Source organism: Sporosarcina koreensis (assembly GCF_042655825.1).
Lineage (GTDB): Bacteria > Bacillota > Bacilli > Bacillales_A > Planococcaceae > Sporosarcina > Sporosarcina koreensis.
This window is the reverse complement of the sequence record NZ_JBHSNP010000029.1, coordinates 318,640-337,596: the sequence shown is the minus strand read 5'-3', so window position 1 is coordinate 337,596 and position 18,957 is coordinate 318,640. Positions and strand designations below refer to the sequence as shown.

The 18,957-nt window shown below is 49.5% G+C and carries 20 protein-coding genes; 15 read left to right on the top strand and 5 right to left on the bottom strand.

What is annotated here, in order from left to right; genetic code table 11:
* Positions 1-10: 10 nt before the first annotated feature.
* Positions 11-523, top strand: coding sequence for a MogA/MoaB family molybdenum cofactor biosynthesis protein (locus ACFPTP_RS17425; protein WP_381447450.1), 513 nt, complete (start codon positions 11-13; stop codon positions 521-523).
* Between the two features lie 166 nt (positions 524-689).
* Here the strand turns inward: ACFPTP_RS17425 and moaC are convergent, their stop codons facing one another.
* Positions 690-1,187: a cyclic pyranopterin monophosphate synthase MoaC gene (moaC, locus tag ACFPTP_RS17420; RefSeq protein WP_381447447.1), complete on the bottom strand. Its 498-nt coding sequence runs from the start codon at positions 1,185-1,187 to the stop codon at positions 690-692.
* A 61-nt stretch (positions 1,188-1,248) separates the two neighbouring features.
* On the opposite strand from moaC, the gene ACFPTP_RS17415 reads away from it, so the two are divergent.
* The 8 genes from ACFPTP_RS17415 to ACFPTP_RS17380 all read left to right on the top strand — a co-directional run bounded on the left by ACFPTP_RS17415 (position 1,249) and on the right by ACFPTP_RS17380 (position 6,505).
* Positions 1,249-2,505 carry a molybdopterin molybdotransferase MoeA gene (locus ACFPTP_RS17415; RefSeq protein ID WP_381447444.1) on the top strand — a complete coding sequence of 419 codons (1,257 nt, stop codon included), beginning with the start codon at positions 1,249-1,251 and terminating at the stop codon, positions 2,503-2,505.
* Positions 2,502-3,014, top strand: coding sequence for a molybdopterin-guanine dinucleotide biosynthesis protein B (gene mobB / locus ACFPTP_RS17410; protein WP_381447442.1), 513 nt, complete (start codon positions 2,502-2,504; stop codon positions 3,012-3,014). The genes ACFPTP_RS17415 and mobB overlap by 4 nt, the downstream gene beginning before the upstream one ends.
* The gene (locus ACFPTP_RS17405) at positions 3,001-3,447 is read left to right on the top strand and encodes a molybdenum cofactor biosynthesis protein MoaE (RefSeq protein ID WP_381447440.1); all 447 of its coding nucleotides are present in this window, start codon (positions 3,001-3,003) and stop codon (positions 3,445-3,447) included. Before mobB ends, ACFPTP_RS17405 begins: the two co-directional genes overlap by 14 nt.
* On the top strand, positions 3,444-3,677 hold the full coding sequence (gene moaD, locus ACFPTP_RS17400; protein ID WP_381447438.1) for a molybdopterin converting factor subunit 1: 234 nt from the start codon (positions 3,444-3,446) through the stop codon (positions 3,675-3,677). The genes ACFPTP_RS17405 and moaD overlap by 4 nt, the downstream gene beginning before the upstream one ends.
* Positions 3,677-4,249, top strand: a complete 573-nt coding sequence (locus ACFPTP_RS17395; RefSeq protein WP_381447436.1) for a molybdenum cofactor guanylyltransferase — start codon at positions 3,677-3,679, stop codon at positions 4,247-4,249. The genes moaD and ACFPTP_RS17395 overlap by 1 nt, the downstream gene beginning before the upstream one ends.
* Positions 4,250-4,254: 5 nt before the next feature.
* Positions 4,255-5,265 (top strand): GTP 3',8-cyclase MoaA, encoded by a 1,011-nt coding sequence (gene moaA / locus ACFPTP_RS17390; RefSeq protein ID WP_381447433.1) that lies wholly within the window; start codon positions 4,255-4,257, stop codon positions 5,263-5,265.
* A gap of 82 nt (positions 5,266-5,347) precedes the next feature.
* Positions 5,348-5,500, top strand: a complete 153-nt coding sequence (locus ACFPTP_RS17385) for a hypothetical protein (protein ID WP_381447431.1) — start codon at positions 5,348-5,350, stop codon at positions 5,498-5,500.
* Positions 5,501-5,542: 42 nt separating this feature from the next.
* On the top strand, positions 5,543-6,505 hold the full coding sequence (locus ACFPTP_RS17380; protein ID WP_381447429.1) for a 2-hydroxyacid dehydrogenase: 963 nt from the start codon (positions 5,543-5,545) through the stop codon (positions 6,503-6,505).
* A gap of 42 nt (positions 6,506-6,547) precedes the next feature.
* Here ACFPTP_RS17380 and hutG read toward each other — a convergent pair whose 3' ends face one another.
* Positions 6,548-7,501 (bottom strand): formimidoylglutamase, encoded by a 954-nt coding sequence (hutG, locus tag ACFPTP_RS17375; RefSeq protein ID WP_381447427.1) that lies wholly within the window; start codon positions 7,499-7,501, stop codon positions 6,548-6,550.
* A gap of 79 nt (positions 7,502-7,580) precedes the next feature.
* Between hutG and ACFPTP_RS17370 the strand changes: the two genes are divergently transcribed.
* Together ACFPTP_RS17370 and ACFPTP_RS17365 are read left to right on the top strand one after the other, a co-directional pair.
* The gene (locus ACFPTP_RS17370; RefSeq protein ID WP_381447425.1) at positions 7,581-9,053 is read left to right on the top strand and encodes a helix-turn-helix transcriptional regulator; all 1,473 of its coding nucleotides are present in this window, start codon (positions 7,581-7,583) and stop codon (positions 9,051-9,053) included.
* Positions 9,054-9,154: 101 nt separating this feature from the next.
* The gene (locus tag ACFPTP_RS17365) at positions 9,155-10,546 is read left to right on the top strand and encodes a VanZ family protein (protein WP_381447422.1); all 1,392 of its coding nucleotides are present in this window, start codon (positions 9,155-9,157) and stop codon (positions 10,544-10,546) included.
* Between the two features lie 166 nt (positions 10,547-10,712).
* On the opposite strand, the gene ACFPTP_RS17360 is transcribed toward ACFPTP_RS17365, so the two are convergent.
* Positions 10,713-11,264, bottom strand: coding sequence for an ECF transporter S component (locus ACFPTP_RS17360; RefSeq protein ID WP_381447419.1), 552 nt, complete (start codon positions 11,262-11,264; stop codon positions 10,713-10,715).
* Positions 11,265-11,455: 191 nt separating this feature from the next.
* Here ACFPTP_RS17360 and ACFPTP_RS17355 point away from each other — a divergent pair, with 191 nt between their 5' ends.
* The 4 genes from ACFPTP_RS17355 (at position 11,456) to ACFPTP_RS17340 (ending at position 16,814) form a co-directional block, all read left to right on the top strand.
* Entirely contained in the window at positions 11,456-12,301 is an 846-nt protein-coding gene (locus ACFPTP_RS17355) for a pyridoxamine kinase (RefSeq protein WP_381447417.1), read from the top strand.
* A gap of 184 nt (positions 12,302-12,485) precedes the next feature.
* Entirely contained in the window at positions 12,486-14,159 is a 1,674-nt protein-coding gene (gene hutU / locus ACFPTP_RS17350; RefSeq protein ID WP_381447414.1) for a urocanate hydratase, read from the top strand.
* Positions 14,156-15,409, top strand: a complete 1,254-nt coding sequence (gene hutI, locus ACFPTP_RS17345; RefSeq protein WP_381447412.1) for an imidazolonepropionase — start codon at positions 14,156-14,158, stop codon at positions 15,407-15,409. The genes hutU and hutI overlap by 4 nt, the downstream gene beginning before the upstream one ends.
* A gap of 91 nt (positions 15,410-15,500) precedes the next feature.
* Positions 15,501-16,814 carry a YjiH family protein gene (locus tag ACFPTP_RS17340; protein ID WP_381447410.1) on the top strand — a complete coding sequence of 438 codons (1,314 nt, stop codon included), beginning with the start codon at positions 15,501-15,503 and terminating at the stop codon, positions 16,812-16,814.
* 317 nt (positions 16,815-17,131) lie between these two features.
* On the opposite strand, the gene ACFPTP_RS17335 is transcribed toward ACFPTP_RS17340, so the two are convergent.
* Together ACFPTP_RS17335 and ACFPTP_RS17330 are read right to left on the bottom strand one after the other, a co-directional pair.
* Complete coding sequence (locus tag ACFPTP_RS17335; protein WP_381447407.1) at positions 17,132-17,929, bottom strand: TIGR00266 family protein; 798 nt, start codon at positions 17,927-17,929, stop codon at positions 17,132-17,134.
* A 59-nt stretch (positions 17,930-17,988) separates the two neighbouring features.
* The gene (locus ACFPTP_RS17330; RefSeq protein WP_381447405.1) at positions 17,989-18,873 is read right to left on the bottom strand and encodes a TetR/AcrR family transcriptional regulator; all 885 of its coding nucleotides are present in this window, start codon (positions 18,871-18,873) and stop codon (positions 17,989-17,991) included.
* Between the last annotated feature and the right edge of the window lie 84 nt (positions 18,874-18,957).

Genomic DNA, 18,957 nt, shown 5'->3' with positions numbered 1-18,957 from the left:
AGTGGATCGGGTGTCGAATCTTACGGACAAGGACAAGAAGAAATCGATCGCGATTGCTGTTTTGACGGTGAGCGATACGCGGGATAAGGATACGGATAAAAGCGGAGGAACGATCATCCGGATGGCGGAGGAAGCGGGCCACATAATCGCGGATTATCGGATCTCGAAAGATAATCCTGCGGAGATTTCCGGTAATGTAGAGGAGTGGATCGGCAATTCTGCGGTTGAGGCAATCATCATTACGGGCGGCTCGGGAATCGGCTACCGCGATGTGACGATTGAAACGGTAAAGCCGTATTTCACGAAGACGATTGATGGGTTCGGCGAGCTGTTCAGGTTTTTGAGCTATACGGAAGATGTGGGCTCGAAGGCGTTGTTGAGCCGTGCAACTGCGGGGTCGATTGATGAAAAGGTGTTGTTCGCATTGCCGGGATCGTCGAAAGCGGTGAAACTGGCGATGGAAAAACTGATCCTTCCGGAGCTTCATCATATCGTGCACGAACTGACGAAGCATCGAAAGTGATCAGTAGCTCGCGAAGTCGCTCGAAAGGTTCCTACAATAGTTATCGATCATTTCTGGCAAGTTATCGGTCATTGTCACAAATTTATCGGTCACTTCCAGATAGTTATCGGTCAATTTCACAATTTTATCGATCACTTCTAATGAGTTATCGTCATTTCATGACTTTTTACCTGTTATTAGTCCGTTCAAAGTCACCATTTTTCCCGCCGGTTTTTTTCAGCAGCATCGTCGGACCGATGACCATCTCTTTGCCGGCCGCTTTGCACATATCGTAAATCGTGAGGGCGGCTGCAGAAGCGGCGGTTAAGGCTTCCATTTCGACGCCGGTGAGACCCTTCGTCTTCACTTCGGCTTCGATGAGCACTTCATAATGGCTCTTTGCCTCGTCGATCCGCCATTCGAATCGGACATCTACGCCGGTAAGGGCAAGTGGGTGACACATTGGAATGATGGAAGATGTGTTTTTCGCAGCCATGACTGCAGCGACTTGTGCGACAGCGAATACATCGCCTTTTTTATTCATTCCTTCCGTAATTTGCGAGTGGATCAATTCATTCACAACAATCGATGAAGCAGCGACCGCGGTTCTTGTCGTCACCGACTTGTCGGAGACGTCGACCATCTTGGCGCGCCCCTGCTCGTTGAAATGCGTCAATTCGGACATTGGATTCAATCCCTTCAAACATAGTGCATTTAGTATAGCAGAAGACAGGAGAGGAAACGCAATGGTGGAAATGAGAAGACCGATTCCTGTGGCGGAGGCTGTCAGGCTAGTCATGGAGCACGCAGCGCCTTTGGGAACGGAAATGGTCGACCTTGAGCAAGCCTACGGAAGAGTGCTTGCCGAGCCGATTATCGCAAAACACGATGTACCTCCTTTTGACCGATCACCTTATGATGGATTTGCAATCCGGTCGCTCGATTCTGAAGGAGCATCTGGCGAAAACCGGGTTCCCTTCTCAGTCATCGGGGAAATCGGTGCCGGTTACGTCGGAGACAAGCCGATCGGTGAAAAGGAAGCATATCGGATCATGACGGGCGCGCAAATTCCGGAAAACGCGGATGCGGTTGTCATGCTCGAACAGACGGTGGAAACGGACGGCGGATTCACGCTGCGGAAGCCGTTTGAAGCGGGAGAAAATATCTCCTATAAGGGTGAGGATGCCCGGGAAGGAGAGCTCCTGATTGAGGCGGGGTCGCTCATCCACCCGGGGACGGTTGCATTGCTCGCGACATTCGGCTATGCGGAAGTGAAGGTGGCAAAACGGCCGGTCGCCGGGATTTTATCGACAGGTACGGAATTGCTCGATGTTGCGGATGAACTTGAGCCGGGCAAAATCCGGAATTCGAACGGCCCGATGATCCGCGCCCAATTGAAGCGGATGGGCATCGACTATAAGTCGTACGGGATGGCGGTGGACGATTTGGACGCTTGCACGTCGATTGTCGAGAAGGCGATTGCAGAAACCGACCTTCTTATTACAACGGGCGGCGTTTCTGTCGGAGACTATGATTATTTGCCAGCCATTTACGAACGGCTCGGCGCGAAGGTTTTATTCAACAAAGTGGCGATGCGCCCCGGAAGTGTGACGACTGTCGCGGTTCTTGGGAATAAATACTTGTTCGGTCTATCGGGCAATCCATCCGCCTGCTTCACAGGGTTCGAACTGTTTACAAGGCCGGCGATCCTTGCGATGATGGGGGGAACAGCCCCTTATATGCCAAGGATGACGGCGAAATTGGGCGAGGACTTTACAAAGCCGAATCCGTTTACGCGTTTCATCCGCGCCACTTGGACATTCACCGAGGGCAGGATTGAAGCGGTGCCTGCGGGTTTTAATAAATCAAATGCAGTCTCGTCGATTGCCCGTGGGAATTGCCTGATCGTACTGCCGAGCGGAACGAGAGGCTATGCTGAAGGGGATGAAGTCGATATCCTGTTGGTCGGCAGCGAGCAAGGCATTAGTGAGTGGACATTGTGAAAACACTTCATGTCGTCGGCTATAAAAACAGCGGCAAAACGACATTGGTTGCCAGATGGGTCCGTTTATTGAAGGAGAAAGGTTTGTCGGTTGCCGTGCTGAAGCATCATGGGCATGGCGGGCAGCCGGATATGAGCGATGTCACAACAGATACTGCGCAGTTTCTGGCAAACGGAGCCGATTCGACGCTCGTAGCTGGAGGCGGAGCAGTTCAGTTCATTTGGAATGAAGAGCCGGGCTTCGCCAAGCTTAAAGAAATGGCTTCGACCGGAAAACCGGATGTGTTATTGATCGAAGGGTTTAAGAAGGAATATGGAGATAAAGTAATCCTGCTTCGCGATCGGGAAGACTGGGATTCGCTTCAAAATTTGCAAGGTCGTCAGCTGGTGATCGGATGTCCGGAAATTTCGACGGATTGTCCCCATATTCATTCGCGTGAGCAAGCGGCGCAGATTGACGAATGGTTTGTGGAGTGGATCGGAAGGGGAGATGGCAATGAAACAGTATGAAATCGTGGAAACACCGATAGAGGTTCAAAAATATATGGATTATGTGCTGCATCCTTCGGCGGGCGCCGTCACGGTTTTCACCGGGAATGTGCGGGAATGGACGCACGGCGTGAAGACGCTGTATCTATCGTACGAAGCGTATGTCCCGATGGCGGAAAAGAAAATGGCGGAGATCGGTGCGGAAATGGAAGCGAAATGGCCAGGTGTACGCGTCGCAATCGCACACCGGATCGGCGAACTGCAAATTTCGGACATCGCCGTCGTCATCGCCGTATCTTCGCCACACCGGAAAGCGGCTTATGAAGCGAATGAATACGCGATCGACCGGATTAAAGAAGTCGTGCCTATCTGGAAGAAGGAAATTTGGGAAGACGGCGAAGAATGGATCGGTGCACAGAAGAAATATCCTGAAAAAGGGGTTGGACTGACATGATCAAAGTGAATTATTTCGCGCGGCTTCGTGAAGTGACAGGAAAAGGGGAGGAGACGATTGACCGCGATTCGATGACAGTGGCGGAACTGCTGAACTGGGCGGAGGAGTCCTATCCGGGATTCGGTTCGGACAATGTCCAAGTGGCGGTGAATGAAGAATATGCTTTGAAAGACGATGTCATCGAGTCGGGTGATGTTTGTGCTTTCATTCCACCAGTGAGCGGTGGCTGATGAAGACGGCAGGGATTGTGCTTGCCGGTGGCTTGTCGAGCCGGTTCGGTTCCCCGAAGGCGTTTGCCGAATGGGAGAATCGGTATTTCTATGAATTGTCATTGGATGCATTGTCCCCGTATTGCGAAGAAAGCATTATTGTGACGCGTCCCGAATTGGTGGAGCGCTTTCCTGGTGATTTGAATGTTACGACAGATATTGAGCCGTTTATGGGCCAAGGCCCGATCGCAGGGATTTTATCCGGGATGGAGAAATTGCACGCTGAACGCTATATCGTACTGCCTTGTGATATGCCTTTTATGACAGCTGATGTAATAGGTCGTTTGCTCGAATGCCATAGTTCCGGGGTGACCGCTGTCGTTTTGGACGGAAAACTTCATCCGCTCGTATCCGTGTGGGATGCGGCTGCACTTCCGGATTTACATGAAGCGCTTGAAAACGGGAAGCGGCGGGTGATGGACGTTCAGGAGAAACACGGAGTTCGGTGGATAGAAGGCGAATTGCTGACGGAAGACGAAGCCTGCCGGATATTTATGAATGCGAACACTCTGGATATCCTGGAAGGGAGTTGACGAGAATGAATCCGATTCTAGATAAATTAGGCCGCCCGATCCGGGACTTGCGGATTTCGGTGACGGACCGCTGTAATTTCCGGTGCACATACTGCATGCCGAAGGAGATTTTCGGGGACGATTATGTGTTTTTGCCAAAAAACGAGCTGCTGTCGTTTGAGGAAATGGAGCGATTCGCGAAGCTATTTGCGTCTCTCGGCGTGAAAAAGCTGCGGCTGACCGGCGGCGAGCCGCTAATGCGACGGGAGCTTCCGGATTTGATTGCGAAGCTGACGAAGATTGAAGGAATTGAGGATATCGGGCTGACGACGAACGGTGTACTGCTCGGGCAATATGCGCAGCCGCTGTACGACGCGGGCCTTCGTCGCTTGAATATGAGCCTTGATGCGATGGATCCGGAGCTGTTCGGGAAAATGAACGGCCGCGGCATCAAGCCGGAGCTTATTTTGAAAAATATCGATCGCGCAAGGGACATCGGCTTCACGATCAAAATGAATATGGTCGTGCAAAAAGGTGTGAATGAAAGTGAAATTCTCCCGATGGCGGCGTACTTCAAGGAACGCGGCATCACATTGCGGTTCATCGAGTTCATGGATGTCGGCAATGATAACGGATGGAGTTTCGAGAAGGTCGTGACGAAGAAAGAGATCTATGAAATGCTTCACGCGGAGTACGAGATGGAGCCTGCTGAAGAGGACTACTACGGCGAAGTGGCGAAGCGTTACCGGTATTTGGACAACGGTGCGGAAGTCGGTTTCATCACATCGGTTTCGGAATCGTTCTGCTCGACATGTACGAGGGCAAGGCTGTCTTCTGATGGAAAGCTGTATACTTGCTTGTTCGCTTCGGATGGATTCGATTTACGGGAATTAATCCGCAGCGGCATGTCGGATGAAGAGCTTCTTGATGCGATAACGGGTGTTTGGGAACGCCGAGCAGACCGCTATTCTGACGAGCGGACGGAACAGACAGTGAAAAATAGGAAGAAGATTGATATGAGTTATATTGGTGGCTGATTGACGGGTGCTTCGCGAGTGGGCGGGGCACTTTTTGTTTGTTTTGGACATAGTTCGAAGGTCATGAAATGACGATAACTTTGTGAAAATGACCGATAAGTCGGCTGAAGTGACCGATAAAAGCAGGCAAGTGACCGATAAAAGCAGGCAAGTGACCGATAAATGTCGGCAACTGACCGATAACTCCGCCCAACTGACCGATAACTTTATGCAAGGCGAAAAAAGAACCGACTGAATTGTGCTAAAATAAATAAAAAGAGAAACGGGAGGGGCTGGAATGAAACCGACTGTGTTTATTACAAGAAAGCTGCCAGAGGAAATCATCGCGCCGCTTAAAGAGAAGTTCACTGTCCGGATGTGGGATTCGGAAGACGTCGCGGTGACCGATTACGTATTGCGGGAAGAGATCGCGCAAGTCGATGCGCTTTGTACGATGCTTTCCGATACAATTGACCGGGACATGTTGGAAAGCGCAACGAATTTGAAAGTGATTTCGAATATGGCGGTCGGCTTCAACAATATCGATACGGAAGCGGCGAAGGAGAAGGGCATCGTCGTGACGAACACGCCCGATGTGTTGACGGAAACAACCGCGGATCTTGCGTTCGGATTACTCCTCGCTACTGCTCGCCGCTTCAATTCAGCGGAGAAGGAATTGCGGCAAGGCGGGTGGCTTTCGTGGACGCCGATGGGTTTCACCGGGATGGATGTGCACGGGACATCAGTCGGCATCATCGGCATGGGCCGGATCGGCGAGGCGTTTGCGCGGAGGGCGAAAGGGTTCAACATGCATGTGCTCTACCATAACCGCAGCCGGAAATCCGATGCAGAAAAAGAATACCAAGCCGAATTCGCCGAATTGGACGATCTATTAAAACGCGCTGACCATGTGGTAATCCTCGTCCCATTCACGGAAGAGACGAAAGGAATGATCGGCGAACGTGAACTCGCACTCATGAAGAAAACGGCAACCCTCATCAGCGTGTCACGCGGAGGCATCGTCGATGAAGTGGCTCTCTATGACGCGTTGAAAAACGAAACGATTTTCGCTGCTGGATTGGACGTCTATGAAACCGAGCCGGTCCCCGTCCGTCATCCATTGCTCACATTGCCGAACGTCACGGCGGTTCCGCATATTGGAAGTGCAAGCGTTAAGACGCGCCATGCGATGATGCAATTGAATGTAGAAGCAATCACCGATGTGCTTGAAGGGAAAGAGCCGGAAAACCGCGTCGTCTGAATAAAAAAGCCCGCCGGTCATGCAATGGCGGGCAACTTCCTATCATTTATTCATCAAACTCACAATCGCTTCATTCACAAAATAAGCACCAAGCTTCACAGTCCGTCCGCCTTCATCCAAAGTAGGATTCACTTCGCAAATATCGAAGGAACGCGTTCTTTCATGACCCGCAACTTTTCGGATAATGGCGCGTACAGTGGATGGCTCCAGCCCGAATGGAGAAGGGGCGCTGACGCCGGGTGCGAATGCCGCGTTCAAGACATCTGTACATAAAGTGAGCATCACCGAGTCATGCTGACCAATGAAATCATCCAATGCAGCCATCAAATCATCTAGATGCCCAGGAATCATTTCGTCTTCATGCACGTATGTAACACCTAGCAAATCTGCCCGATCGAACAGCTCCTGCGTGTTTCCGTACCGCTGGATGCCGGCAACGAAATAGCGGGCTTTCGGATCCTGCTCCAAAATCTGTCTGAACATCGTGCCGGAAGAGGGCTGCTCGTCATACGGGCGCAAATCGAAATGTGCATCGATGTTGACGATGCCGAGCGTTGCGTCCTTGCCGATAAATTCGCGGACACCGAGATAATGCCCGTATAGCGTTTCGTGCCCGCCGCCGAGAATGATCGGCGCCACGCCTTTCGAAAGGATTGCCGTCACCGCTTTGCCGAGTTGCTGTTGAGCGGACTCCAAGTCTTCGCCGTCGCACGCAATATTGCCGACATCGGATAGGCGAGCAGTTTCCGGGAATCGCCAAGGAAGGTTCGCAAGTCCGCTGCGCAAAGCATTCGGAGCTTCAGCAGCACCCAAACGGCCTTTATTCCGCCGGACGCCTTCCTCGCATTCGAACCCGATGATGGCGCATCCGCCAGAAGCTTGCTCAATATCGGCCAGTTGTTCAACGACTTGATGATAGCGGAAACTCACACGGTCTTCCGTATCATCAGTCCGGCCGGTCCAAATAGATTCATTGACTTTATTCAAAGCACTCATCCTTTCTGAAATGAAAGACTTCTTGCCATCAGTATAAAGGCAGTTTCAAATAAATCAAATCCCGAAAATAGGTGATCGCATGAAAATTCGACTGCTCATCAAAGACCCGCTCGAAGCGCAAGGGCTGAAATGGCTGCTCACATCACAATGGAATGACGTGGAAGTCGACATTGCAGAGAGCGCGGACGCCTCAACGGATGCGTACCTCTACATCATCGACATGAACTACATCATGACAGCGGAATTTGAGCTGCCGCCGCACGCCATCTGGCTCGGCATCTCCTCCGAAAGGACATTCCAAACGGTCTACAAAGCGCTTTCCCTAAAGGCGGAAGACATCCTCTTCCGGCCGTTCCAGCCCGACCGGCTTGTCAAACAAGTCCAGCAAATCCGCTTCCGCTGGCGGAATGAAAAGACGCAGCTGAAAGGCCCCGTCCAACAAAGGGAAGCAATCGTCACATACGAGGATTTCCTTATCGGGGAGACAAAGGCGGAAACCCCAGTGCTTTTTAGTTTAATCGCGCCATCACGGTTGGAGGAGCTCGACCATCTTGTCCGCGAACTCGAAATGCATGATTTTCCGCTCCACTATGACATCTTCCCGTTTTCGGATTTTGTGCTCGTCGTCCATCAGCTGAAAGATCTGCACGTCCTACAAGAGGCATATTCAATCTTTTTCGCACAGTGGAAGCGCCAATCGGACGCCTTGCTGACGGTTTATTTGCATGCGGATGAAAGCCGGGGCCGTACGTACCGGGAACTTTATAAGAAAATGCGCAAGTATCACGAACGTATCTTTTATGACGGCTACGATATTTTGACGATCGAGCAGGAGGGCTTTCATTGGCGGGATATGGATCCGTTTTTATCGCCGCTTGAGCAGCGGAAATGGGTAGAAATGCTCGAGAAGCGGCAAGTGGCGGCGATCAGGGAGTGGATGGAGCAGGATTTCCTGACGCTCGAATCCCCATTCCCCGACCCTGAAATGGTCCGCGTCCGGCTGACGAGCATCCTAGCGCAAATCCGACGTTATATGACAGCGAAATCATTGAAGTCGCAGGCAGTGGAGCACGCCTATCATTTACTATTCGAAACGGTGATCCGTGAACCGGTCATGTACCATATCATCCGGTCCTTCCTGGCATTCATTGCGGAGCTGCTCCAAAGTACCGAAGGGATCGCGGAAGGAAAAAGATCGCTAGCCGATAAAGTGCAGGAACGGATTGCGGCTAATTATTGGGACGCCTCCTGGAACTTGGAGGCATGTGCGGAAGAGTTGAGAATTCATAAAAGTACGTTGAGTAGGAAATATGCAGCGGAAGCGGGAGAGTCTTTCAGCGTGGCATTGCTGAGAACCCGCATCGAAGAAGCGAAGCGCCTGTTGAAAGAGACGGATTTGCCAATTGCCGAAGTTTCCAAGTCCGCGGGCTTTACCCATTCGACGTATTTCAGCCGGCGATTCAAAGAGGAAACGGGCATGACGCCTTATCAGTTTAGGATGAGGCAGAGAGTGATTGAAAGAAAAGCAGTGAAGGATACAGCTTTTCTTTAACATTTTAAAAACGTAAAAAATGCAGGGGATAATGTCCGAGGAGTCGATTGAAAGCTTTTGCGTAGATTTGTTTTTTTAGATAGGGGAAAGGGTGGTGCAAATTGCGAATACAAGAACTGATTGGCATCGCAAGAGAGTATTTTATGTTAGTGATGGTTGCTATTGTGTTTTTAGGGATTGTGTTTGTTTTTGGATACTTCATTGTCTATAAAAAGCTTTTTAAAGGAAAGAAAAGGATTCGACCGCAACAACTGCTAATCGGCGGACTGTTGGTCGGATATGTAGTGATGGTGATCGGTGTCACCTTTTTGAATAGGGGAGGAAGTTATCCAGGCAGGATAGATTTAACACTCTTCAGTTCTTACAAAGAAGCTTGGTATCGTTTCGGCGTGAGACATTGGCAATTCGTCATTTTGAATATCGTGATGTTTGTACCTTTCGGCTTCCTTCTGCCGTTATGGCAGAAGCGATTCCGACGCGCGACATTCACCATCGGTGCGGCGCTCTTATTTACACTTTCCATCGAGACATTCCAGCTCCTGACAGGGTATGGCATGTTTGAAGCGGATGATCTATTCAATAACCTGCTTGGAGCAGTGATCGGCTACGGAATGGTAATGGGCCTTCTGACAGTGAAAAGCAAGGGGGTCAAGAAGCTGCTTATTTACTTTTCGCCCCTTTTGGCAACTTGCATGGCTTTTGGGGTCATCTTTACATGCTATCATTTCAAGGAGTTCGGAAACCTTGCCATTGTACCTGTACATAAGGCGGACATGCGCCAGGCTGCGATTTCACTCGAGGTGAAACTGAACGACAAGGAAATCGTCATGCCGGTTTATAATGCGCCAAGCTATACGAATGCTGAGGCGGATAATTTCGTGAAACGCTTTTTCGAAAATCTGGACTTGGATACCACCAATATGGAAATCATCGATTATCCGGAAGTCGGTATCTACTGGCTTAGAAGTGATCGTTCCCATAACATTTGGTTCGATTATTTGGATGGAAGCTATCAATACACGGATTTTTCTAGCCATGATGAAGGAAAAGAGCCAATCGACACGGATGAAGAAACGTTAAAAGAAAATCTGACGGCGTTCGGGATCGTTATTCCGGGAGAAGCTGAATTCCGAAAACTCGACGTAGGTACATATGAATGGGTAATGAATATGAGAGAAACGGGAGATCAGCTAGTGAACGGTTCCCTCACCGCCGTATTTTACAACGATCAAACGATCAAGAGTATTGAGAATCATTTAGTTACCTATGAGAAGGTGCGCGATGTGCAGATGAAGAGTGAAAAAGATGCGTATAATGAGGTTTTGGTAGGCGGGTTTCTGCAAGCCATGGATGATAGACAGATTGAAAATGTAAAGATCGATCACGTGGAAACAGGCTATTATTTGGATTCAAAAGGTTTTTATCAGCCAATATATGTCTTCCATGGTGCAGTGAATGGAATGGAAAGGACGATTGACATTCCTGGCATATAATGAGGTGTTACAAAAGTGTAACCATCAATATAGCAAGTAAAAAAGCACAGACGTAATGAGCTGTGCGTTTTTACTTGCATTTTCTATTGTCAATCTGTGTTTAAAGCATACGTTAATTTTGCTCCAGTTTGATTTGCTATTAGCGTTTTTCTTCACTGGCTTTTGTTTAAAATTTCTTCCGGAAAAAAGGAGTCTTTTTCAATGCCACGCATAGCGGGATGGCGATCAGCAGACCGACGATGTTCTGAATGAGGTCACCCGGAATCGATGCGAACGGTTGGATCCAGTTGCCGAACATGATGCCTTGGCCAACAAAGTAGACTGCCAGCATGACAGGAATGGATGCGATGGCACCTAAGATGTTGAGCCCTATATGATCTCCTTGATGCCCTTTTGACCAAGCGATCCTACCGACGATATAGCCTTGCAGAGCACGGGCGACGATTGTCGTAGGCGCCCAAATTGCCCAGCCGCCGAAAATATCGAACAAGCCCATTCCAATGGCGCCGGCAAGTGCCCCTTTTTTCGGTCCGAAAAGGATCGATACGATGAAAAGGGCAGCAGTGCCTAGGTGGATCAAGCCCCCTTGGCCGATTGGGAGTTTGATGTTGATGAATACAGTTGACACTAGGACGAGTGTCGATAGAACGGCAGTAAGCACCAAATCGAATGTTTTTGCCCGTGTTGCAGAATGAGTGCTTCGTTGTATATTTTGCATAGGCGTTTTCCCTTCCTCGCTTCATAGTTTTTTGATTAACTCAATAGTACTAAAGAGCTGACCATCACAAAAGTGCCAGATTGGTAAAAACGGTAGAGGTCAGATTAAATTGTCGTCCGTGTATTCTTGCCTCTTTCTTCTTGTGGTACGATGTAGAAAAGCAAGTATCGACGAGTTAGGTGGGAATTTGAATGAAGAAAGTTGCGGTCATCCAAGATATGTCGTCCTTCGGAAAATGCTCGCTCACGGCGGCAATTCCGGTCTTGTCCGTCATGGGCGTACAGGCAGTGCCGCTGCCTACTGCCATTTTGACGTCGCAGACAGAGTATCCAAGCTATTATTGTGAGGATCTAACGTCGAAGATGAATCATTTTACGGACGAGTGGAGCAAGCTGGGCGCTGCTTTTGACGGCATTCATACGGGATTCGTGACAGGAAAAGAGCAGATTGAAAATATCTTTTCGTTTTTAGATACGTTTTATAAAGAAGGTACAACGTTGCTTGTCGATCCGGTCATGGGTGATCGGGGAGAGATGTATGAAGCTTTGTCGGATGAATTGGTCGGCTATATGAAGGAACTGGCGAAGCTTGCGGATATCATTGCGCCAAACGTAACGGAGTGCTGTTTACTGACGGGCTTGCCGTATGAAAAATTGCATGGCTATCAGTCAAACGAGGATTATTTATCTGCAATCGAAGAGGCGGGACGCATGTTGCAGTCGGCCACTGACGCTAAAGTCATCATTACCGGATTGAACCCGCCGGCTATTTCGAAAACAAGATATGTAGGTAATATGTATATCGATGAGAATCGCTCGTTTCACAGTCTCCAGGAGTATAATGGCATGAGCTATTCCGGAACGGGTGATTTATTTGCATCGGTCATCATGGGCGGCATGATGCGCGGTCAAGATGTTGCCGAGACGATGAAGCTGGCGGAGGAATTCTTATCTGCCGCCATCGAAGCGACGGCGAAAGAACAAATCCCAAGCGTGGCGGGTGTGAACTTTGAATCGTTTTTGCGGATGTTGCTATAAACAAGTAAAGCGAGCATTTTCTTGAATGAATCAAGTGAATGCTCGCTATTTATTAATAAACATCAACAAAGTGAATAAATAAACACCTATCGCATCAAGAAAGTATAAGATTGCAATTAATTCATTAACAAATGACTGAAATTTCCCTATAGAATGATAGTAACGAAAGGGAGGTCATCAGAAAATGAAAGCGGATACAGTAGAGAAGGTAGTTCAATATACAGGCACGGAATTGAATACGAAGGGATGGCAGCAGGAGGCGGCGCTTCGGATGCTCATGAACAATTTGCATCCCGATGTGGCGGAGCATCCTGAGAAGCTCGTCGTTTATGGGGGAATCGGGAAGGCTGCGCGTAACTGGGAGAGCTTTGACGCCATCGTCCGTTCGTTGAAAGAACTTGAGAATGATGAAACATTATTGATCCAATCGGGTAAGCCGGTTGCGATTTTCAAATCACATACAGATGCGCCTCGCGTATTGATTGCCAACTCGAATATCGTTCCGGCATATGCCAATTGGGATACGTTCCATGAGCTCGACAAAAAGGGCTTGATGATGTACGGGCAAATGACGGCGGGCAGCTGGATTTATATCGGGTCGCAAGGGATCGTGCAAGGGACGTATGAAACGTTTGCAGAGCTTGCGAAGCAGCATTTCGGGGAGTCATTGAAAGGGACGATCACGTTGACGGCTGGTCTCGGCGGCATGGGCGGCGCGCAGCCATTGGCGGTCACGATGGCAGGGGGCGTCTGCATCGGCATCGAAGTCGATGAAACGCGGATCGATCGCCGCATTGATACACGTTATACAGATGTGAAGACAGATTCTCTTGATGAAGCGATCCGTCTTGCTGAAGAGGCGAAGGCGGAAGGGAAGGCATTGTCAATCGGTCTTCTTGGTAACGCCGCAGACATTTTGCCAGAAATGATTGCACGCGGATTCAATCCGGACGTATTGACGGACCAGACATCTGCGCATGACCCGTTGAACGGTTATATCCCGTCCGGTTTGAGCCTTGAAGAAGCGGCAGAGCTCCGAGCTGCGGATCCGGACGAGTATGTAAAACGTTCGAAAGCATCGATGGCGAAGCATGTTGCCGCGATGATCGAGATGATGGATAAAGGCGCCATCACATTCGACTACGGGAACAACATCCGTCAAGTGGCGAAGGATGAAGGCGTTGAACGGGCATTTGATTTCCCTGGATTCGTTCCGGCATATATCCGTCCGCAGTTCTGCGAAGGGAAAGGACCTTTCCGCTGGGTGGCGCTTTCAGGCGATCCGGAAGATATCCGGAAAACGGACGAAGTCATTTTGCGTGAATTCAGCTATAATACGCATCTTTGCAATTGGATCAGAATGGCGCAGGAGAAAATTCAATTCCAAGGGCTGCCTTCACGGATTTGCTGGTTAGGGTATGGCGAACGTGCACGTTTCGGGAAGATCATCAATGATATGGTCGCGAGCGGTGAATTAAGTGCGCCAATCGTCATCGGACGCGATCACCTCGATTCAGGTTCAGTTGCATCTCCGAACCGTGAAACGGAAGCGATGAAGGATGGCTCGGATGTCGTTTCGGACTGGCCGATCCTGAATGCGATGATCAACGCGGTCGGTGGGGCGACTTGGGTATCTGTCCACCACGGCGGTGGTGTCGGAATGGGCTATTCGCAACACGCGGGCATGGTCATCGTCGCTGACGGAACGAAGGAAGCGGAAGCGCGACTTGAACGTGTGTTGACGTCGGATCCTGGAATGGGTATCGCCCGCCACGTCGACGCGGGTTATGATCTCGCTATTCAAACAGCGAAGGAAAAAGGGGTTAACATCCCAATGATGGAAGGTGGAAATCTTTGAAACCAATTTGGATCAAACATGCAGCACAACTAGCGACAATCGCGGGTGAGAATAAGCCGCGTAAGCGCAAGGAAATGTCCGAACTTGGCATCATTGAAGACGGCAGTGTGTGGATTGAAGATGGGATCATCACAGCCATCGGGACGACCGAGGAGTTGGAGCGTCAATTCGGCGACCGTGCGTCCGAAGCGGACATCATCGATGCGACGGGACGTCTCGTGACACCTGGGCTTGTCGATCCACATACACATGTTGTTTATGGGGGCAGCCGCGAGCGTGAATTTGAAATGAGGCTTGAAGGCGCGACATATATGGAAATCATGAATGCGGGCGGAGGCATCCACGCGACGACGCGGATGACGCGTGAAGCGACGGAAGATGAATTGGTGGAGCAATCTTCACGCAGGCTCGATTCATTCCTTAAGCACGGCGTCACGACTGTCGAGGGGAAGAGTGGATATGGCCTTGACCTCGAGACGGAGCTGAAGCAGCTGCGGGCGACGAAGCGGTTGAATGAAACCCATCCGATCGACCTCGTGCCGACATTCATGGGGGCGCATGCTGTTCCGCAAGAATATAAAGGGAATGAAGACGGATATATTGATAGGATTATCAATGAAATGCTTCCTGTCGTGGCAGAAGAGAAGCTTGCAGTGTTCAATGATGTGTTTTGCGAAGTCGGTGTTTTTACTCCGGAACAGTCTGAACGCATTTTAGAAGCAGGCAAAAAGCTCGGCTTGATTCCGAAAATCCATGCGGATGAAATTGAGTCGTATGGGGGGGCAGAACTAGCTGCGAAAGTCGGCGCCATTTCGGCGGAGCATCTGTTGAAGGCTTCTGACGAAGGGATCAAGCAGATGGCGGAAGCGGGAGTGATCGCTTGTTTATTGCCGGCAACTGCTTTGTACTTACGCGAGGATGCTGCGAAAGGGCGCCAGATGGTCGATGAAGGCGTAGCAGTCGCCATTTCAACGGACTGCAATCCGGGCTCGTCACCGACGACTTCGATGCCGCTCGTCATGAATTTGGCGTGCATCTCGATGCGTTTGACGCCTGCGGAAGCGCTTGTCGCGGCAACGATGAATGCCGCTTGCGCCATCCGGATGGAGGATAAAGTCGGATCGCTTGAAGTGGGCAAGCAAGGGGACGTCGTCATGTGGAATGTTTCGAACTACCAGGAGCTGCAGTATTTATTCGGCGTGAATCATGTCGATAAAGTTTGGAAAAAGGGAGAACAGGTCGTAGGATAAGGCCTTGCCGTGAATGAAAACATGCAGAATTTCATTCACGGCTTTCTTTCCATTGGATTTGACAGAATATTGGGGGAAGGGTGAAAAAGTTATGGAACAAGTAGGGGAAAAAACACGTTCGAATCCAGGTATGTGGAAGTTTTTCGTTTTCAGCGCAATTGGGGCATTCATGTTTTTTGTTCCGGTCACAATCGGTGAGAAGAATTCGATCATGCTGGATCATATTGTCACTTGGATACAAACGCATTTTGGAGGGGCATTGCCATACGTTGCATTAGTCGTCATTCTTGCGGGGGCGGTTTATCCATTCATTTCAGGCGTGTGGAAGAAATCAACGGTCGATATGGTCTTTTCGTTTTTCAAAGTAATCGGCTTAGTCGTCGGTATCATGCTCGTCTTCAATATCGGACCCGCATGGCTGTTTGAGCCAAGCATGGGGCCATTCCTGTTGAATAAACTAGTCATTCCCGTAGGATTATTAGTTCCGATCGGGGCGGTATTCCTTGCACTATTAGTTGGATATGGATTATTGGAATTTGTCGGAGTCCTATTGCAGCCGGTCATGCGTCCTGTGTGGAAAACGCCGGGCAGGTCTGCGATTGATGCCGTCGCTTCATTCGTGGGATCGTATTCATTGGGGCTGTTGATTACAAACCGTGTGTATAAAGAAGGGAAATATACAGCGAAGGAAGCTGCCATCATTGCGACAGGATTCTCGACAGTTTCCGCAACATTCATGGTTGTTGTTGCGAAGACGCTCGACTTAATGAGCATGTGGAATTTGTATTTCTGGGTGACGCTGGTCGTCACATTTATCGTTACGGCAATCACTGTCCACTTATGGCCGCTGCGTTCGATTAAAAACGAGTATTATGAAGGCTCGACGCCGCAACCGGAATTGAAGCCGGAAGGGAAGCGCATCGCGGCAGCCTGGAGCGAAGCGATGGACACGGTTTCGAAAGCTCCGTCGTTTGCACAAAACATTGCGGCTAACGTAAAGGATGGACTATTGATGGCGATGGCAATCCTGCCTTCTATCTTGTCCATCGGTCTGTTGGGGCTTGTGTTGGCTGAATTCACGCCCGTATTCGACTGGCTCGGATACATCTTCTATCCATTCACATGGGCGCTGCAATTGCCGGAGCCGATGCTTGTCGCAAAAGCGAGCGCACTTGGCATCGCGGAAATGTTCCTGCCGGCGTTGCTCGTTGTGGAATCGGCATTGGTCGTCAAATTTGTCATTGCGGTCGTATCGGTTTCGTCGATCATCTTCTTCTCGGCAGTCGTGCCGTGCATCGTTTCAACGGAAATTCCGATTTCCATTCCGCAACTTATCGCGATTTGGGTGCAACGTGTCATCTTGACTATCATTATTGTGACACCGATTGCGTATTTATTGCTATAGATTGTGTAGAAACACCCGGGGAGCCCCGGGTGTTTTTCTTATCGGTCATTTCCCGGGGTTTATCGGTCATCTGGAGCGAGTTATCGGTCACTTTCTAGAAGTTATCGGTCAGTTGGAGCGAGTTATCGATCAATTTCACAAAGTTATCGTCATTTCGGGACTTTCGGCCCCCGCGAAAGTAGGGCGATACGACATCCCCTCGCTAGCTTCCTATTGAAAGCGATGTTTAAAATGGAAACGAGAACTTATCGAGGCTGAAAGAGAAGTTCGAGCGCAAAATAAAAACCGGGACGCCGCGGCATTCCGGTTTTCCTCTTTTATTTTCCACCCAACATATTAAACAATCCACCTGCGATACTGCCTTCGTCACGTGATCCGCCGCCTGGCATCTGCGGCGCTGCTGCGAAGACGCGGCTTGCGAGCCTTGAGAATGGCAAGGATTGGATCCAGACTTTGCCCGGCCCTCTCAACGTCGCGAAGAACAATCCTTCGCCGCCGAACAGCGCCGTTTTAACGCCTTTTACCATTTCGATATTATAGTCGACGTCACGCGTCATGGCGACGAGACAGCCTGTGTCGACACGCAATGTTTCGCCCGGGGAAAGAGTCTTCTCGATAATCGTTCCTCCCGCATGTACGAATGCCATGCCATCCCCTTCAAGCTTTTGCATGATGAAGCCTTCGCCCCCGAAAAAGCCGACGCCGATTTTCCTTTGGAACTCGATTCCGACGGAAACACCTTTTGCTGCCGCTAAAAACGCATCCTTCTGGCAAATGATCTTGCCGTTAAGTTGACTTAAATCCATCGGAATGATTTTCCCTGGATATGGAGCTGCGAAGGAGGCGTGCTTTTTGCCGGATCCTTCGTTCGTGAATGTTGTCATGAAAAGACTTTCACCGGTCAACAGACGTTTCCCTGCCCCCATTAATTTACCCATGAATCCGCTGCCGGAATTTCCTGAGCCATCCCCAAAAATCGTCTCCATTTCAATCCCGTCTTCCATCATCATCAATGATCCTGCTTCAGCGACAACAGTCTCGCCCGGATCCAATTCCACCTCTACAAATTGCATATCATCTCCGTACAATTTGAAGTCGATTTCGTGATTGTTCATAAAATGCCCCCTAAAAGTTTAGTTGCTGATTAATTGTACGGCGAGCGAACCCTAAAGTTTCACGAATTTGTTTTATTCGAGTCGATGTATTTCCATAGTAGGAATAAGATTTCATTCACACGATCAGCTAGCATCGTGCTATTGCTAGCTTCGCGGAATGAACGGCTGACCGCCTCCAAGAGGGAAACTCTCGGCTTTTCGGACTGCAATTCAGCGAGTAGGAAGTCTGCATATTCCACACAGTTCATAAACTGTTCCTGTTCCAATTTCTTTTTCAGCTCAAGTAGATCCTCCTGAAGTTTTCCTTTCAGATCTCCAGCAGGAACTTCTAATGATGAAATGAAATGTTTTTCTAACAGGACGTCCTTCTGTTCAATCATATCGGACATGAGGGCGTCCATCCGCCGGAACGTGAAGTGGACTAGTTTTTCAATGTCGGGGTCCTTGGATGAGCCGGCTTTCCAGAAATGGTTCAGTTGCTGGATCATCCCGAGCGTCATGACGGAGCAATCGAAGGCATGGGGCTCCGCTTCCTCTCCATAGACGTCGACAAGGCGTCCGGCAATCCATTTCAACTCGCTAAGATGGTAAGCTTTCACGAAATTCCGCAGTTCTTCATCATTGGAATAAAAAACCGCTTCGTAAATTGGTAGCAGATTCAATTCCCGGTTCACTTGCATCCGGACCAGAATCTGCCCGGCTAATAGATCCTTATCCTTTTTATCGCGGCCGACCAACAATTCGCGCCGACGGATGACCGACTCGTTATGTGCGTCTTCCAATATGGCCATGAGGCATTCGTTCTTGGAAGTGAAGTAATTATAAAACGTCCCTTTGGAGATTTTTGCTTCTTCCAAGATATCTTGCACAGACGTGGCTGTGAATCCTTTATCGATAAATAGTTTTTTCGCAATGAGCATCACCTGGCGTTTGCGCTCGTTCATTTATATCACCTTGCATTTTCAGATTTAGACTGTGTGTACAAATTGATTTTATCAGACGGAACGCTATAATGACAGCGTTGAATA